The 17,147-nt window shown below is 66.4% G+C and carries 11 protein-coding genes; 4 read left to right on the plus strand and 7 right to left on the minus strand.

Annotation, left to right across the window (positions count from 1 at the left end; all coding sequences use genetic code 11):
- Positions 1-80 precede the first annotated feature (80 nt).
- The 3 genes from ACQP1T_RS35425 to ACQP1T_RS35435 form a co-directional block, all read right to left on the minus strand.
- Positions 81-7,331, minus strand: coding sequence for an amino acid adenylation domain-containing protein (locus ACQP1T_RS35425; RefSeq protein WP_433757331.1), 7,251 nt, complete (start codon positions 7,329-7,331; stop codon positions 81-83).
- Positions 7,332-7,578: 247 nt separating this feature from the next.
- Complete coding sequence (locus tag ACQP1T_RS35430) at positions 7,579-8,562, minus strand: DNA-binding response regulator (protein WP_433757332.1); 984 nt, start codon at positions 8,560-8,562, stop codon at positions 7,579-7,581.
- Positions 8,563-8,635: 73 nt separating this feature from the next.
- Positions 8,636-9,463, minus strand: a complete 828-nt coding sequence (locus ACQP1T_RS35435; protein ID WP_433757333.1) for a M23 family metallopeptidase — start codon at positions 9,461-9,463, stop codon at positions 8,636-8,638.
- 214 nt (positions 9,464-9,677) lie between these two features.
- On the opposite strand from ACQP1T_RS35435, the gene ACQP1T_RS35440 reads away from it, so the two are divergent.
- The 3 genes from ACQP1T_RS35440 (at position 9,678) to ACQP1T_RS35450 (ending at position 11,899) form a co-directional block, all read left to right on the plus strand.
- The gene (locus ACQP1T_RS35440; protein ID WP_433757334.1) at positions 9,678-10,757 is read left to right on the plus strand and encodes a nitronate monooxygenase; all 1,080 of its coding nucleotides are present in this window, start codon (positions 9,678-9,680) and stop codon (positions 10,755-10,757) included.
- Between the two features lie 60 nt (positions 10,758-10,817).
- The gene (locus tag ACQP1T_RS35445) at positions 10,818-11,210 is read left to right on the plus strand and encodes an SCO5389 family protein (protein ID WP_433757335.1); all 393 of its coding nucleotides are present in this window, start codon (positions 10,818-10,820) and stop codon (positions 11,208-11,210) included.
- A 140-nt stretch (positions 11,211-11,350) separates the two neighbouring features.
- Complete coding sequence (locus ACQP1T_RS35450; RefSeq protein ID WP_433757336.1) at positions 11,351-11,899, plus strand: HD domain-containing protein; 549 nt, start codon at positions 11,351-11,353, stop codon at positions 11,897-11,899.
- 16 nt (positions 11,900-11,915) lie between these two features.
- Here ACQP1T_RS35450 and ACQP1T_RS35455 read toward each other — a convergent pair whose 3' ends face one another.
- Positions 11,916-13,553, minus strand: coding sequence for a long-chain fatty acid--CoA ligase (locus ACQP1T_RS35455; RefSeq protein ID WP_433757337.1), 1,638 nt, complete (start codon positions 13,551-13,553; stop codon positions 11,916-11,918).
- A 188-nt stretch (positions 13,554-13,741) separates the two neighbouring features.
- Positions 13,742-14,680, minus strand: a complete 939-nt coding sequence (locus tag ACQP1T_RS35460) for a cation diffusion facilitator family transporter (protein WP_433757338.1) — start codon at positions 14,678-14,680, stop codon at positions 13,742-13,744.
- Here ACQP1T_RS35460 and ACQP1T_RS35465 point away from each other — a divergent pair.
- Complete coding sequence (locus ACQP1T_RS35465) at positions 14,639-15,193, plus strand: hypothetical protein (protein ID WP_433762584.1); 555 nt, start codon at positions 14,639-14,641, stop codon at positions 15,191-15,193. The genes ACQP1T_RS35460 and ACQP1T_RS35465 overlap by 42 nt on opposite strands.
- Here ACQP1T_RS35465 and ACQP1T_RS35470 read toward each other — a convergent pair.
- Both ACQP1T_RS35470 and ACQP1T_RS35475 read right to left on the minus strand, forming a co-directional pair.
- Positions 15,175-15,570, minus strand: a complete 396-nt coding sequence (locus ACQP1T_RS35470) for an ArsR/SmtB family transcription factor (protein ID WP_433757340.1) — start codon at positions 15,568-15,570, stop codon at positions 15,175-15,177. The two genes, ACQP1T_RS35465 and ACQP1T_RS35470, sit on opposite strands and share 19 nt — an antisense overlap.
- Before the next feature lie 117 nt (positions 15,571-15,687).
- Entirely contained in the window at positions 15,688-16,644 is a 957-nt protein-coding gene (locus ACQP1T_RS35475; protein WP_433757341.1) for an NlpC/P60 family protein, read from the minus strand.
- Positions 16,645-17,147 lie beyond the last annotated feature (503 nt).

The following is a 17,147-nucleotide window of genomic DNA, read 5'->3' on the forward strand; positions in this document are numbered from 1 at the left end:
GAACAAGCCGAGCATTTCCGGGACTACTTCCTAGCGTTTGTCGTTACATCTCAACCACCCCCCAATGCACCGTCATCTACTCAGCTCGACACCACCGGCAGCAGTTCATCCAACGGCACGATCTCGGCCGATTCGGGCACCACGACCTCGGCGGAGCTGACTTGCTCGAGCACCACGGCCCGCAGATCCGCCAGCGGGGCGGTATCGATGGCGGCCAACGCGACCCGATCGACGATCAGATGCGTCACCCACTCATCGGCGAGCGACGCCCCCAAGTCTTCGGCACTCGGCACGACGATCAGCCCGGCCCCGGTCGCACCCGCGCTCACCACCTCGAGCAGCCTCGCCGCCGAATCGGACCGGCCGTGCTGGAAGGTGCGCGATTCGAAGGTCAGGCCGGTGCGCACCCGCAGCCGATCGGCCGCGATGGCCAGTTCGTCGTAGCTCATCCGCACCCCGGTCGCGGCAATGACGAGGGCCGGATCGGACCCGCTGAGCACCCCGGTCCGATTCGCGTGGTTGACCGGTCGCAGTGATTGCGCGGAGATTTCGGCGCTGGTCGCGGCATCGTCGAGGCGCAGCCATTCGACGCTGTCACCGATCGGACTCGCACCGGTGGTCAGCCCGACCCGCACCGATGGCTCAGCCGGTATCGAGGACTCCGCCGCGGACAGCAGCACCAGCGCCGCCCCCGCCTTGAGCACCGCCCACGCGGCCACCGCCCAGTCGGCGCCGCGGTCCAGCCGGATCGCCACACCCGTCCCGGGACCGCAACCACGCCCGATCAGCACCCTGGCCAGCTGAGACGACTTGGCATCGAGTTTCCGGTAGGGCATTTCCTCCTCGCCCCACACCAGCGCGGGCGCGTCCGGATCGTCCTCCACCGCGGCGGTCAACAGGTGGGTCAGCTCGGTGCCGTCGGTGGCCGTCGTGGCATCGGTCGCGGCGCGAACCGGCTCCTGCTCGTCGACAATATCGATGCCGCCGATGCGCACACCCGGATCGGCCACCACCGCGGTCAGAATGCGCTCCAGCATGCGCCCGAGACCACGCACCGTCGATTCCTCGAAAAGGTCTGTGGCGTAAGTGAATACCATGACCATCTCGTCCGGCGTCCCGTCCCCCCGCAGCCGCGGTTCGACCACCACCTGCAAGTCGAACTTCGCGACGACATCGCCCGCATCCAATGCCGCGACGGTCAGCCCCGGGAGTTCCAGACTGGGCTGTTCGAGATTCTGGAAGACGAGCATCACCTGGAACAACGGCCGCCCCGGAGCGACCACCTCGACGACCCGCTCGAACGGGAGGTCCGCATGTGCGAATGCGGCAAGATCAGTCGCCCGCGTCTGCTCGACCAATTCGTCGAATGCCATGCCGCGCTCGACCGATGTGCGCAGCGTCAGCGTATTGACGAACATGCCGACCAACTCGTCCAGCGCCCGCTGACCACGTCCGGCAATCGGCGTACCGATGGTGATATCCGAACCACCCGACAGTCGGGCGAGCAAGACGGCCAGCGCCGCGTGCACAACCATGAACACCGAGGACCGATGCTCGCGCGCGATCCGGACCAGACCCTCGTGCACGTCGGCCGGCACGGTCCAGCCGACCGACGCGCCACGGCCCGACGCAACCACCGGACGTTGACGATCCAGCGGCAACACCGGTGCACTCGACAGACCGGCGAGCTGCTGCCGCCAGTACGCCAATTGCGCTGCGGCCACCGAGTTTTCCTCGTCGTCGGTGCCGATGACCTTGCGCTGCCAGAGTGCGAAATCCGCGTACTGCACCGGCAGTGGCGACCAGCCGGGGGCCGCACCGCCGACCCGGGCGAGATACGCGGCCACCAGATCCCGGGCCAATGGCGCGAGCGAGGCGCCGTCTGCCGAAATGTGGTGCACCACCACAACGAGCACATATTCGTCCCCGTCGGCCAATAGTCGCGCCCGCACCGGAACCTCTTCGGTCACATCGAATCCGGCCGATACCAGCTCGACGACCCGACCGAGCACATCGGTGCCGGTCTCGACCTCGAGTCCGTTGGGAAGTACCTCGGCGGTGGGCAGAATCTCCTGATACGCCTGCCCGCCGGTTTCCGCCGTCGGGAACCGGGTGCGTAGCGCTTCGTGCCGAGCCAACACGTCCTCGACCGCCTGACGCAATGCCGCGACATCGAGTTCGCCGGTCAACCTGATCGCGAACGGCAGGTTGTATGCCGGAGATTCCGGATCGATCCGGTTGAGCACCCACATGCGCTGCTGCGCAAGGGAAAGCGGCACCAGCTCGGGGCGCTCGGTTCGGGTGAGCGGTATCCGCGCGGCAGCGGAACGGCCCGCACCGGGGATGATTCCGGCGGCAAGTGCGGCGACGGTCGAGGTCTCGAACAGATCGCGCACGGCGACATTCGTATCCAGCGCATCGTTGATTCGCGCGACGACCCGAGTGGCCAGCAGTGAATTACCGCCGAGTTCGAAATAGTCGTCATCGAGGCCGACCCGCTCGATGCCCAACACCTCGGCGAAGACGGCGGCGACGATCTCCTGCGTCGGGGTGATCGGGGCGCGGAACTCGCGTGCGGTGAAGGTCGGCGCTGGCAGTGCCTTGCGATCCAGTTTGCCGCTGGTGTTGAGCGGGAATGCGTCCAGCACCACAATGGCGGCCGGAACCATATACGCCGGAAGCACTTCTGCCACGGCGGTCCGCAGTTCCTGCGCCTCGACCTGCTGTCCCGGCCGCGGCACCACATATCCGACCAGCTGATCACCGGTCGCCGACTGTGCGACCGATGCCGCCGCCTGGCTGACCGCGGACTGGGCGAGCAGCGCGGTTTCGATCTCGCCGAGTTCGATGCGCTGACCGCGAAACTTCACTTGGAAGTCGCTGCGGCCCAAGTACTCCAATCGGCGCGGATCTTCGCGCCATACAACGAGATCACCGGTGCGGTACATCCGCGCCCCCGCGGTGAACGGGTCGGCGACGAAGCGATCGGCCGTGAGATCCGGTCGGGTGACATACCCGCGCGCCAGCTGCGTCCCCGCCAGATACAGCTCACCGACCACACCGGCGGGCACCGGCCGCAATCGCGAATCCAGCACGTAGACCTGCGAATTCCACTGCGGCAGGCCGATCGGCACGGTGGTCTGCTCGATCGCGGACGCGCGCCACGCGGTAATCGACACCGCCGCCTCGGTCGGCCCGTACAGGTTGTGCACCGCCGCATCCGATACCGCACGCAGCGCTGTCACCGTCTCCGGCGGCAGGGCCTCGCCGATCACGAAGATGTCGCGCAGCGTCGGGCAGGACCCCGGGGTCAGATGTGCGGCGAATACCGTCAGCATGGACGGCACGAAGTCGGTAACGGTAACCCGTTGCGCGGCAATCGTTTCCGCGAGGTACGCCGGATCGCGGTGACCGTCGGGCGTGGCGACGACCAGCTTCGCGCCCGCGCGCAGCGGCATGAAGTATCCCCACAGGGATACGTCGAATGTGGTGGCGGTCTTCTGCAGATATACGTCATCGGGACCGAGCGGGTAGTGCGCGAGCATCCACTCGATCTGGTTATTGATGGCCGCGTGGGTGACCGCGACACCTTTCGGACGACCGGTGGAACCCGAGGTGAAGATGACGTAGGCGGGATTGTCCCCGGAAATCGGCCGGAGCAGTTCCGACGGCAGCACCGGGGCGCCCGAGAATGACGTCAGCTCAACGGTATCCAGGTAAACGAGCGGCGTATCCGATACCTCGACGACATCCGCGGTCGTGGTCAGCACACAGACGGGTGCGGCGGTTTCGAGGATGTGCGCGATCCGCTCCCTCGGATGATCCGGATCCAGCGGCACATACGCACCACCGGCCGTGACGATCGCGTACATGCCGACGACCAGGTCGATCGAACGCCGAACCGCCAGTCCCACCAGGGCTTCCGCACCGACGCCGCGCTGGATCAACAGCCGTGCGAGCCGATTGACGCGCTCGTCGAATTCCCGATAGGTAAGTTCGGCGCCCTGGTAGGCCACCGCGATCGCATCCGGATGTGCCGCAACGGCACGGCGATATCCGTCCAGCAGCAGTTCCGGGACAACCGGGTGCGCGGTGTCGTTCCAGTCCCGCAGCATCCGCTGCCGTTCCGCGGGCGCGAGCAGTTCGAGCTCCCCGACCACCCGCTGCGGATCGTCGGCCACCGCCGCGAGCACCCGATTCAGGCGCTGCGCGAAACCGGCCACCGTAGCCTCGTCGAAAAGGTCGGTGGCATAGGTGAACGAGGCCGCGAGACCGTTCGCCGCACCATGGTCCTCGCGCGGCACGACGGTCAGCTCGAGATCGAACTTCGCCTGCACAACGCCCAGATCGATACCGGAAACGGTGAGGCCGGGCAGCTCCAGCTCGGGGCGCTCCATGTTCTGGAAGGTCAACATCACCTGGAACAGCGGATGCCGCGCCATCGAACGCGCCGGATCGAGCAGCTCGACCAGTCGCTCGAACGGCACATCCGCATGTCCGAAGGCGGCCACATCGGCTCGCCGGAAGTTGCGCAGCAAGTCGTCGAACGATAGTTCGGGGTCGACCTCGCCGCGCAGCACCAGCGTATTGACGAACATTCCGATCACATTGTCGAGTGCGGCATCCCCACGACCGGCAACAGGTGTCCCGACCGCGATATCGGTGGTTCCGGCCAGCCGCGACAGCAGCACCGCGAGCGCGGCGTGCACCACCATGAACAGCGTCGAATGATGTTCGCGGGCAATCCGTTCGAGTGCGGTATGCACTCCGGCATCGATTTCGAAGGCGAAGACGGCGCCGCGACTGGACAGCACCGCCGGACGCGGCCGATCGGTGGGCAGCGCCAAGTGCTCGGGCAGTCCCGCCAATTCGGTGCGCCAGAAGGCGATCTGCTGAGCCAGCAGCGATTGCGCGTCGTCCTCGGCGCCGAGCACGGCCCGCTGCCAGATCGCGTAATCGGCGTACTGCACGTCGAGCGGCTGCCACTGCGGCAGCGCACCGCCCACCCGAATCGAGTAGGCGGACATCAGATCCCGCGCCAGCGGCGCCATGGAGAAACCGTCGGCCGCGATGTGGTGCACCACGCACACCAGCACCTGCTCGGTCGCATCGAGCCGTACCAATCGCAGCCGGATCGGCGGCGCGACGGCGACATCGAAACCGGCGACCGCCGCGGCGATGACCAGCTCGGGCAACTCGTCCGCGCTCGCCGACACGATCTCGAGCTCCGGCACCGCACGAACATCATCGATCGGCAAGACGACCTGGATGCCCTCGCCATCGATCTCCGGATACACCGTCCGCAGCACCTCGTGCCGCGCCACCAGATCGCGGGCCGCCGCACGCAACGCCTCGATGTCGAGCACCCCGGACATCCGCACCGCGAGCGGAATGTTGTTGACACCGCTGGTCGGGTCGAAACGGTTGAGGAACCACATGCGCTGCTGCGCGTACGAGAGCGGAATCCGATCCGGGCGCCGCTGCGCGCGCAAAGCATGTCCTGCCGTCGCAAGTACCGTCACCCGTTGAGCGAGTTCGGCAACTCCGGGCGCCTCGAATACCAACTGCACCGGAACCCGTGTGCCCAGCGCGGTGCCGATGCGCGCGGCGGCCTGCGCGGCCAGCAGCGAGTTGCCGCCGAGTTCGAAGAAATCGTCATCGACACCTACTTGCACACCGTCGGCGCGCAATAGGTCCGCGTACACCTCGGCGACGATCCGCTCTTCCCGCGTGGACGGCGCCCGGAATTCCCGCGCCTCGAAAACCGGATCGGGCAGCGCGGCACGATCCAGCTTGCCGACCGGCGTCAACGGCAGTTCGTCGAGCACCACAATGGCGGTGGGCACCATGTACCTGGGCAGCTTTCGCTCCAGCGTGGCCACGAGTTCGGCGGTATCCACGACGGCATCGGCGCGTGGCAGCACATAGGAGACGAGCGCGGTCGTGCCCGAAGGCAATGTCTTGCCGACCGTGGCCGCGAAATCCACATCCGGATGCGCGGTGAGCGCGTTATCGATCTCGCCGAGTTCGATGCGCAGACCGCGAATCTTCACCTGGAAATCGGATCGGCCCAGATACTCCAACACACCGGTTTCGTTGCGCCGCACCAGATCTCCGGTCCGGTACAGCCGAGCTCCCGGCGCACCGGCTTCCGCGCCGAATGGGCTGGCAACAAACCTTTCCGCGGTCAGCCCTGGACGTCCGAGATAGCCCTGTGCCAGCGCGGGTCCGCCCAGATACAACTCGCCGACCACTCCCGATGGCACCGGCCGCAAGCGCGAATCGAGCACAAAGGCCCCGACCCCGGCGACAATGCCGCCGAGGGTGACCGGTGCACCGGGTTCCATCTGACCGGTCGTGACCATAACCGTCACCTCGGTCGGGCCATAGGCATTGAAAACGGCCCGCCCGTCCCGCCCCCAGCGCTCGACGAGTTCGGTACCGAGCTTGTCGCCACCGGCCACCACGACCCGCAGTTCGTCCAGCCCGGTCGGATCGACCGATTCCAGCGCACCCGGAGTGATCAGCAGATGGGTTACCCGTTCCCGGCGCAGCAGATCCGCGAGCTCGGCACCGCCGAATACCGTCGGCGGCGCGATCACCAGCGTCGCACCCGCCGAGAACGTGAAAAGCAGCTCCATCAGCGAGAAGTCGAAGCTCGGCGAACTCAGATGCGTCACCCGCGAATCTCCGGTCAGCGCATACCGCTGACCGATCGCGGCCAACCCGGCCAACCCGGCATGGGTCACCACGACACCCTTGGGCCGCCCGGTGGAACCAGAGGTGTAGATGACATAGGCCGGATGCCGCTCGTCCAGACGCCGCACCCGATCGGCATAGGAGACCGGGCGCTCCGGCCGCGCGGCGATCTGCCCGGCAACCACCGGATCATCGAGCTCGATCCAATCGACCGATGTACCCAACGTCGAGCGATGCGCCGCGGTGGTCAGGCCGAGCACAGCGCCGGAGTCCGCGACCATATGCGCGATCCGCTCCGCGGGATAGGCCGGATCCACCGGGACATAGGCCGCACCCGTCTTCGCGATCGCCCACACCGCGAGGACGGACTCGACCGAGCGGGCCAACGCGGTCGCGACGATGTCACCGGGCCCGATGCCCCGCGCGATCAATTCCCAGGCCAGCCGCGAGGACGCCTCGTCGAATTCGCGATAGGTCAACTCGCGCTGGTCGGCCGGATCACCGGTCGGGTTGAAGCGAACCGCGACCGCGTCGGCGGCGGATTCGACGGCGGCGGTTAGCAGTTGGCCGAAGAGTGGGGCGCTGGCACGGCGCCGACGGTTGGTCCGAACAGATCGACTCGCTCTATCCATTCTCAACCATTCGCCTTTCACATCGAACATACGACAGGGTCGAACCGCCACGCACGGAATTCCGCCGGCGCATTCGCTCCCGCGCAATGCAATCGGGTAATCGTCTTCAAGAGAGCTAACTATCCGCGAACACGGAGCGCACGGTGCTAGCTCCGAATCCGTTGTGACACAAGCCCTCAAACTTCCCGGGACATTGATCGTTCAGCATTCGTCCCATGTTGTCCACTCGAGCGTTCACCTGTCCGAGCTACAGCCATCCACGCCTGGTCGCCTGCACACCCGCCTGGAACCGGGTGCTCGCGCCGAGCCGCTCCAGCAGCCGCGCGGTGCGCCGGACCACGGTTCGACGGGACATGCCGAGTCGGCGAGCGATGGTGTCATCGGTCGCACCCAGGCCCATCAGGGTCAGAATCGCCTTATCCCGCTCGTCGAGTTCGTCGGCGGCCGAATTCACCGAAATCGGCGCCGCCAGCGACCACAGCACATCGAAAGTCTTCACCAGCAACCGCAATCCGGGCGACCCGGTAATGCGCAAACCCATCGGATCCGGGCGGCGCTCGTCCGCGTGCAGCACCAGGCTCGCCCGCTCGTCATCGCTGATGATCAGCTTGAACGGCGGCTCGGGCAGGGTGCGCGCCTGCGCCCCACTGGCATTGGTCGACAGCGCGTGCTGCAACCTTTCAGCATCCTGGTAAATAGTGTCCTGATACAGCGTCTGGTAGCGGATGCCGTCACCGATCCGAGAGCGCTTGAGCAGGAACAGCTGTCGCTCGCGTTCCGGATCGCTGAGGTAGGGGCCGCGTTCGATCACCTTGACCGTGTTCCGGGCCGAGGTCTGGACCTCCTCGAAATCCGCGAGCATCTCCAGGCGTTCGAACACCGGCACGATCGCGCCATTGGCGCGCGGTGAGCGGCGCACCGAGCGGAACGTTTCGCTCAGTCGCGCGGCCGCGGCGTGCATCTGGTTGATTTCGTGCTGCCTGCGTCGCGCCTCCGCCTCGGATAGCGATTCGGGGGCGTGCGCGTCCCAGATGGCCTCGCCATCGACGGACAGCTGACTGACCGCGGCCTGCAGTTCGGTCAAAACCTCGAGCGATGTGGCAGCGGTCTCCTTGGAGACGCCCAGATATTCGGCGACCTCGCCCAGGCTCGATCGCGGATGATGCACCAGCACGGCGTAGGTGCGCCCATGCGGTGATCCAGGCTCGAAGATATCGCCCAGCGAAGTCACGAACCGAGCCTAACGACCGTACGGTCCCCACGGGGGACTGTTGATTGTCGGAATATCAAGCCGGGCAAGAAAATCAGTGCGCCGACGGGCCCCACTGCAGCGGGACACCCTTCGCCGCGAGATACGGCATCGGGTCGACCTTGTTGCCGCCCTGATCCCAGATCTCCAGGTGCAGATGCGGTCCGGTCGAATTGCCGCGGTTGCCGACGGTGGCGATGACATCGCCCGCGTTCACATGCTGCCCGGCGTGCACGAACATCTCGTTGACGTGGCCGTAGACCGCGATGGTGCCGTCGTCCTGCTGGATCCGCACCCACAGGCCGAAGCCGGAGGCCGGGCCCGCCTCGATGACGGTGCCGCTGCTCACCGAGTGGATCGGCGCGCCGAGCTGATCGGCGAAGTCGAGGCCGTAGTGGAATTCGCCCCAGCGAGAACCGAATCCGGAGCTGATCTCGCCGGCGACCGGACGCACCGCCGGTGCCGGGGCGAACTGCTGCTGCGCGCCCTTGAGGATCTGTTCGACCTGAGCCAGCGGGCCCGCGATCTCCGGCGGCAGATTGCTGATGCCGAACGGATTGGCGACCGCGTCCGCGATCGGCGCGGCCACCGGAGTGACCGCGTCGGCCTGCGCGGCTGCGGCGATCGGCGCCGCGGCCTTGATCTCTTCGACTGGTAACTCGGCCGTGCCCTGGAACGTGATGGGCGCGGCGGCTTCCTCGTCCCCGTCGTGCGCACCCGGCAGGAGCGGGGCGGCAATGGCGGGCGCGACCTGGGCCGCGGTGCCGATGAGGGCGCCGGTGGCGACGGCGACACCGGCCGCGATCTTCACCCGCTCGGTGGTCGTCGGCTCGGCGCGATGCCGCGTCGGCCGACCCGCAACGCCGTCGCCGATGAGGCTCATGACGGTTATGGAACTGGGGCCTACCCGATGCTGCGACAAAGCTGGTCCTTGCGCTCGACCTACAGTGGCTGAACGGGCCTCGGCGTTTGTAACGTTTCGGCATCCGTTGTGACGGGAACTCTACCGCGTCGTGACCATTCCGCAACCTTCTCGGCAAAAATCGCTGTTTAGGGCCTGGTCAGACCCTTAGGCCGCGATCGCCGAGCCGTGACCGATGCGCCACACTGGACCGGTGATCCTCAACGAATTGAGTGTTCCGATCGTGCTCGCGCCGATGGCGGGCGGGCCGTCCACGCCCGAGTTGACGGCGGCGGTCTCCGCGGCGGGCGGGCTCGGCCTGCTGGCCGCCGGATATCTGACCGCGACCGATACCGCCGCGAAACTCGCGGCCACCCGCGAACTGACCACCGCGCCGTTCGGCGTGAACCTGTTCACCCCGGGTCCGGCCACCGCACCAGAGGATTTCGCCGACTACCTCGCCGAGCTGGGAAACACCCACGAGATCGGCAACCCGAAGTACGACACCGATGATTGGGACGCCAAGCTGGAGCTGCTCGTCAAAGCGCCGGTCGCGGCGGTCACCTTCACCTTCGGCTGTCCGAGCGCGGCCGAGGTCGCGCGGTTGCACGAGGTCGGTTCGGAAGTGTGGGTGACGGTCACCTCGGCCGCCGAGGCTCGCATCGCGGTCGCGGCCGGTGCCGATGTGCTGGTCGCGCAAGGCGCGGAAGCCGGTGGACATCGGGCCACCTTCATCGATCGCGTCGATGATGACGCCACCGATCCACTCACCCTGCTCGCGCTGCTGCAGATTCTGCGCGCGACCGTCGACCGGCCGATCGTGGCCACCGGCGGCATCACCACCGGCGCCGGGATCGCGGCGGCGCTCGCGGCCGGTGCGACCGCCGTGCAACTCGGCACGGTCTTCCTGCGCTCGCCGGAGGCGGGCACCAATCCGGTGCATCGCGCCGCGCTCCAACACGCCGCACAGGGCGCCGACACCCCGACCATGCTGACCCGCGCCTTCACCGGCCGCCGGGCGCGCGGCCTGCGCAATCGGTTCATGGACGAACATTCCGCGACGGCACCGGTCGCCTATCCGGAAATCCATTACGCCACAGCGCCGCTGCGGGCCGCCGCGCGAGCAGCGGGCAATCCGGACGATGTGAACATGTGGGCTGGCCAGACCCACACGCTGGCACCGGAGCTACCGGCTGGTGAACTGGTCCGCACCTTGGCCGCAGATGCGAAAACCGCGCTGACCACAGCACTTTCGGGACGAATCCAGTCTTGTTGACAACAGTTTCCGTTTAGAATCGAGAGGCATCGCACCAGCCATCCAGGTCAGGAGAGCGCTATGTCCCTCGATGTTCCCACCGCCTTACTCGAACGCGCCGAACGCGGCGAGGTCGACGACGCCGACTTCGTCGAGGTAGTGCGGGTTTCCCTCCCGTACGCCTGGGAGGTCGTCAGCCGGGTGACCGGTGAGCTGCATTCCGGCACAGCCGAATTCGCCGACAATGTCGTTCCGCCGCCCGATGAGGTGGCCCGCGGACAACTGCTGCGCGCGATGGCCTCCGATGCCATCCGCGGCGGTCTGGAACGCCACTTCAAGGTGAAGCTCGCCTTCCAGAACTGCCACCGCGTCGCCGCCTTCCCGATCGCGGCCGTCGGCGGCGAAACCTACACCACCTTCATCGGGACTCGCGCCCAACTGCTGAACCAGAGCCCCGAACTCCGCAACTGCTGATCAGCGCACGGGTCGGCGCGGCCGAGATTTCGGTCGCGCCGACGTGTGTCTGGTCATTTGGTCGCGAACGACGAGATCGACTTCTCGATCCTCGAAGTGGAAGAACGTCGCACCCGATTCCGCGCGTAGTGTGAGCGGACATGAGCGGCAACGATCTTCGCGACGAGATCGATCGGCGGCTGAAACCCTGGCTGCCACAACTCGGCTCGGATCGCGGTGCGTATACCAACCATGTGCTACGCGTGCTGGAGCTATGCGATCTGCTCGACGGCGGCACGGGCGCCTTGCCCAGCACCCGCGAGGAGTTCCGCACCGCCGCGGCCTTCCATGATCTGGGCATCTGGACCGCGGGCACCTTCGACTATCTGGCGCCATCCGCCGACCTAGCCCTGCAATGGCTCGACCAGATCGACCGTGCAGACCTGGCGGACCTGGTCGTCGCGATGATCGACGAGCACCACAAAATCCGATCCGCGGGCTCGCCCACCGACCCGATCGAAATCTTCCGTCGGGCCGATGCGATCGATGTCGAATACGGCCTGCTCGGTCGCTTCGGGATACCTCGCTCCACCTACCGCGAATTGGCGAAGCGCTACCCTGACAAAGGCTTCCACCGCCGTTTGGTCCAGCTGGCCGCGAAACGAATCCGGACGCACCCCACGTCACCACTGCCGATGCTGAAGTGGTGACGCGGGGCCTATCGTTCTAGGACAGCGTGGTGACGGTGAGGTCACCGTCGGCGTACTGGGCGCGCAGGCGCTTCTTGTCGAATTTGCCGACGCTGGTCTTGGGAACCTCCGCGATGAAGGTCCACCGCTCCGGCAGTTGCCATTTGGCGAATTTGTCGGCGAGGAAGTCGCGCAGTTCCTCCGGTTTGGTCTCGGCACCCTCGGCGAGCACGATCGCGACCAGCGGGCGCTCATCCCACTTCTCGTCCGGCACACCGATAACCGCGGCCTCGGCGACCGCCGGATGCCCCATCACCGCGTTCTCCAGATCGACCGAGGAGATCCATTCGCCGCCGGACTTGATGACATCCTTGGAGCGGTCGACCAGCGTCAGGTAGCCGTCCGGGCTGATCTTGCCGACATCGCCGGTGCGCAGCCAGCCATTGTCGAACTTATCGGGATCGATGACTGCGCCGTCCGGCGAGTAGTACGACCCGGTGATCCAGGGCCCGCGAACTTCCAACTCGCCCAGCGACTCTCCGTCATTGGGGACCACGCTGCCGTCATCGCCGATCAGGCGGGCCTGCACACTCGCCGGGAAACGGCCCTGAGTGAAGCGGTACTCCCATTCATCCTCGCCCTCCACACCGGCGGGCGGATGCGCGACACTGCCGAGCGGGGAGGTCTCGGTCATACCCCAGGCGTGCAGGATGCGCACGCCGTGCTTTTCCTGGAAGGCGCGCATCATCGACGGCGGCACCGCCGAACCGCCGACGACCACAGAGCGCAGATGCGAGATGTCCTGCGGCTTGGCGGCCAGTCCGGCGAGTACACCGCCCCAAATGGTCGGGACGGCAGCGGCGAAGGTCGGCTTCTCGGCCGCCATCATCTCCAGCAGCGGACCGGGCTGCAGGAAACGGTCGGGCATGAGGACATTCGCGCCCGACATCAGCGCCGCGTACGGCAGCCCCCAGGCATTGGCATGGAACAGTGGGACGATGGCGAGCACATAGTCGCGGTTGGAAAAGCCCATGCTGGTCGGCTGGCACACCTGCATGGCGTGCAACCAGTTGGAGCGGTGCGAATACACCACGCCCTTGGGGTCACCGGTGGTGCCGGAGGTGTAACACATTGCGGCGGCGGTTCGCTCGTCGATCTCCGGGTAGTCGAAGGTATCCGGCTGCGCGGCCAGCAATTCGGTGTAGGAATGCACCTGCACGCCCTCGGGCGCCTGCAGCGCGGCGGCATCGCCATTGGCCACGATGACGTGGCGCACGGTCTTCAGATTCGGCAGGTACTGGGCGAACATCGGCACCAGCGTGCCGTCGACGATCACCACCTGATCCTCGGCGTGATTGGCCACGAAGACGAGCTGTTCCGGGAAGAGCCGGATATTGAGCGCGTGCAGCACCGCGCCCATCGCGGGTACCGCGATATAGGCGACCATATGCTCGTTGTTGTTCCACATGAAGGTGCCGACCCGGTCGCCATCACCAATTCCCAAGCCGCGCAACGCATTTGCCAGGCGAGCCGATTCGGCGCCGAGCTCGCGGTAGGTCATGGTGCGTACGCCGGTGCCGGTCCAGGTCGATACGGTGGAATCGCCCATGAACGTCGATGCGTAGCGCAGCAACGTCGCCAGCGACAACGGCTCGTCCTGCATGGTGCTCAACATCGGTACTCCTTTTCTTCGGTGGCTACGGCGGCCTGCCGACCATGAGCCACATCACACCGGGATGCTACCCAAGAGTAGGGCGCGGAACTGCGCTGACGGCCGATACCATCAGAAGGCAGCCGCCATCAGTTGCCCGATCTCGCGAGGCGAGTCGAACGGCAGCCCCTTCGACTACGCTCAACGGCCGGTCAGACGGCGGAATGGGCGGGGTAGGCGTGCACGAGGGCGCTGTCGAGCTTGGGCACGGCGTGCGTGAGGGTGTGCTCGGCGCCGTGGGCCAGGCTGTGGGCGTCGGCCAAGGTAATGGTCGGAGCGACATCCAATTCGACATCCGCGTGCAGACGGTGGCCGATCCAGCGCATTCGCAGGCTGCGCACGCCGAGCACCCCGGGTTCGGCGACCAGGGCCCGCTCGGCGGTGCTCACCAGCGCAGGCTCGACGCCATCCATCAAGCGGCGGAACACATCTCGCGCCGCCGTGCGCAGCACAGCCACAATCGCGATCGTAATCAGCAGTCCGACAATGGGATCGGCGAGCGGGAAACCGAGCGCGACACCGCCCGCACCGATCAGCACCGCCAATGAGGTGAAACCATCTGTCCGCGCATGCAATCCGTCGGCCACCAGTGCCGCCGAGCCGATCCGTCGCCCGACCCTGATCCGATACAGCGCGACGGTCTCGTTACCGACGAACCCGATGACCCCCGCCGCGGCAACCCAACTGAGATGCTGGATCGGCACCGGATCGATCAACCTGCGCACCGCCTCGTATCCGGCGATGATCGCGGACAGCGTGATCATCCCGACCACGAACAACCCGGCAAGATCCTCGGCCCGCCCGAACCCATAGGTATACCGCCGCGTCGCCGCCCGCCGACCGAGCGCGAATGCGATCCACAGCGGAACAGCGGTCAGCGCATCGGAGAAGTTGTGAATGGTGTCCGCCGCCAACGCAACAGAACCGGAAACCGCCACGATCAAAACCTGGAGCACCGCAGTCAGCCCGAGCACCGCAAGACTGATCTTGACCGCGCGGATCCCGACAGCGCTCGACTCCAACGCATCGTCGACACTATCGGCGGCATCGTGACTGTGCGGCACGAAAATCTCACGCAGCGCACCCCGCAATCCCCCCGGATGATCGTGGTCATGGTGCGCACCGTGCGCGTGGTCGTGGCCATGGCCCGAACCGTGGTCGTGATCATGGTCCGTGAGCCCCGCGAGTCCATGGTCATCGCCCGCGCTCTGCGCGCGCCCGCGGTCATCGCCCGCACCGTGCACGTGCCCGTGATCATGGCCCACGCCGAGCGCATGTCCACCGTCATCGCCCGCACCCTGCACGTGCCCGTGATCATGGTCCGCACCGTGGTCATGTTCCGCGCGGTGCGCGAGTCCATGGTCATCGCCCGTGCCGTGCGCGTGATCATTGCCCGCACTCCACACATGCCCGTGATCATCGCCCGCACCGTGCGCATATCCACGGTCATCGCCCGCACGGCGGGAGTGCCCATACTCATCGCCCACGCCGTGCGCGTGACCGTTGGCGTCGCCAGCGCCGGGGGTATGGCGATGGTGCTGATCGTGCGAAATGCTCTGCCAGCGTTCGGGATTGCGTTCGTGACTCATTCCGCCACCGCCTGATCGCGGGTAGGCAGTTGACGTACCGAACCCTCGCCGCGGTGATGTGCGGGTACGCCGGGACCTGCGTGTTCTGCGTTGTACACCGCATCCACGACCAGCTGGCGGACGTGTTCGTTCTCCAGGCTGTAGAAGATGGTGGTTCCGGAACGGCGGGTCCGGACCAGCCGAGCCATGCGCAGTTTGGCCAGGTGTTGCGATACCGACGGGCCGGGTTTGCCGATGTGATCGGCCAAATCGTTGACCGAGAGCTCCCGGTCGACCAGCGCCCACAGGATCTGTACGCGGGTCGAGTCGGCCAGCATGCGGAAGACCTCGACGACCAGCCCGACCTGGTCCTCCGCGATGGGCGGTCGCAGCGGCTCACTATCTGCATTCATACGCAGATAATAGAACTATGCCGCCTTCGATGGAACTGTCACCTTCGGACCGGCCCGACAGCGACACCCCTGCACGATCGCCGACAGACCGGTCCGCCCCAGCTCATTGATTCAGCGTCAGTACCGACGGGCGCCCGCGTAGGGCATCGAGGACATCGGCGACATGATCACGCCGGTCCCATAGGTGGATGCGTGGATGACCTTCCCGTCACCGGCATAGAGGGCCGAGTGGCCGCCGCCGTAGAAGGACACCACGTCACCGGGCTCGAGCTCGTCCCGGGAAACCGGGGTACCCGAGGACAGCTGCTCATAGCTGGTGCGCGGCACCTTCACCCCGGCCTGCCGATACGACCACTGCACCAACCCGGAGCAGTCGAAGGCATCCGGCCCCGTCGCGCCCATGATGTACGCGGTGCCGACCTTGCCGCGTGCCGCGTCGACGGCGACCGCGCCGTGCGTGCGTTCCGGCGACACCGTGGGCGCGGGTGTCGTGCCAGGCGGCTTGATGCCGAGAACTCCGGTGAGGTAGGCAAGTTCGGCGCGGAACTCAGCGGGCACCGTAATCCCGGTTCCCGGAATGGTCGCTGGAAGCTCGGCTCCGGGAACCCCATTGGGCGCCGGAGACGAGGAACGTTCGCCCCACGGAATCACGAAGGGCAGTGCGCGTTCCACTCCTGGAACCGCATGCGGCGCGGACCGTTCCGGACCCGGTATCGCGAGCGGAGCCGACCGCTCCAACCCGAGCACACCCAGGGGTATCGAGATTTCCGCACCCGGAATCGCCAGCGGAATCGAAAGTTCCTTCCCGCGGACCTCAACAGGCGCGACCTCCCAGACAGCCAGCGGATGCTCGATCGCCGGAATCGACGGAAGCAACGAACGCTCAACACCCAGAGCCCGCAGCGGCACCTCCAATTCCGGACCCGGAACAGCCAGCGGCTCCGAAAGCTCCTTGCCCTGCACCACAACCGGCGCGACACCCGAATTCTCGACCGCGGGAATCGACGGAAGCAACGAACGCTCAACACCCAGAGCCCGCAGCGGCACCCCCAATTCCGGACCCGGAACAGCCACCGGCTCCGAAAGCTCCTTGCCCCGCATCGGGACCGGTGCCTCACTCGAAGCAACAACCGAATTCTCGACCGCGGGAATCAACGGAAGCAACGAACGCTCAACACCCAGAGCCCGCAGCGGCACCGCGAACGCAGGCCTCTGAACAGCCAGCGGCTCCGAAAGCTCCTTGCCCCGCATCGGGACCGGTGCCTCACTCGAAGGAACACACTCAATAGTGGAAACCAATGGAAGTGCCGAACGCTCGATATTCAAAAATGCAAGGGGCGTCGAGAACTTCGCGCCCGGAATCATTGGTGGAATAGAAAGTTCATTACCCGGAACCCCGAGAGGAGTATCGAGTTCCGCATCGGGAACGTTGGGGGGTGCCGAAAGTTCCTTCCCCAGAACTTCAGCGGGCGCGATTTCCGAGAGCGCGACGGAATCCGCTAGCGCGGGAATCGGTGCGGGCAACGCTCGCCCATCCGTCGGGACCGCTGTGCTGGGAATCGGAAACTGGTCCGAGA

Origin of the sequence: Nocardia sp. CA-135398 (assembly GCF_050955845.1) — a bacterium.
Lineage (GTDB): Bacteria > Actinomycetota > Actinomycetes > Mycobacteriales > Mycobacteriaceae > Nocardia.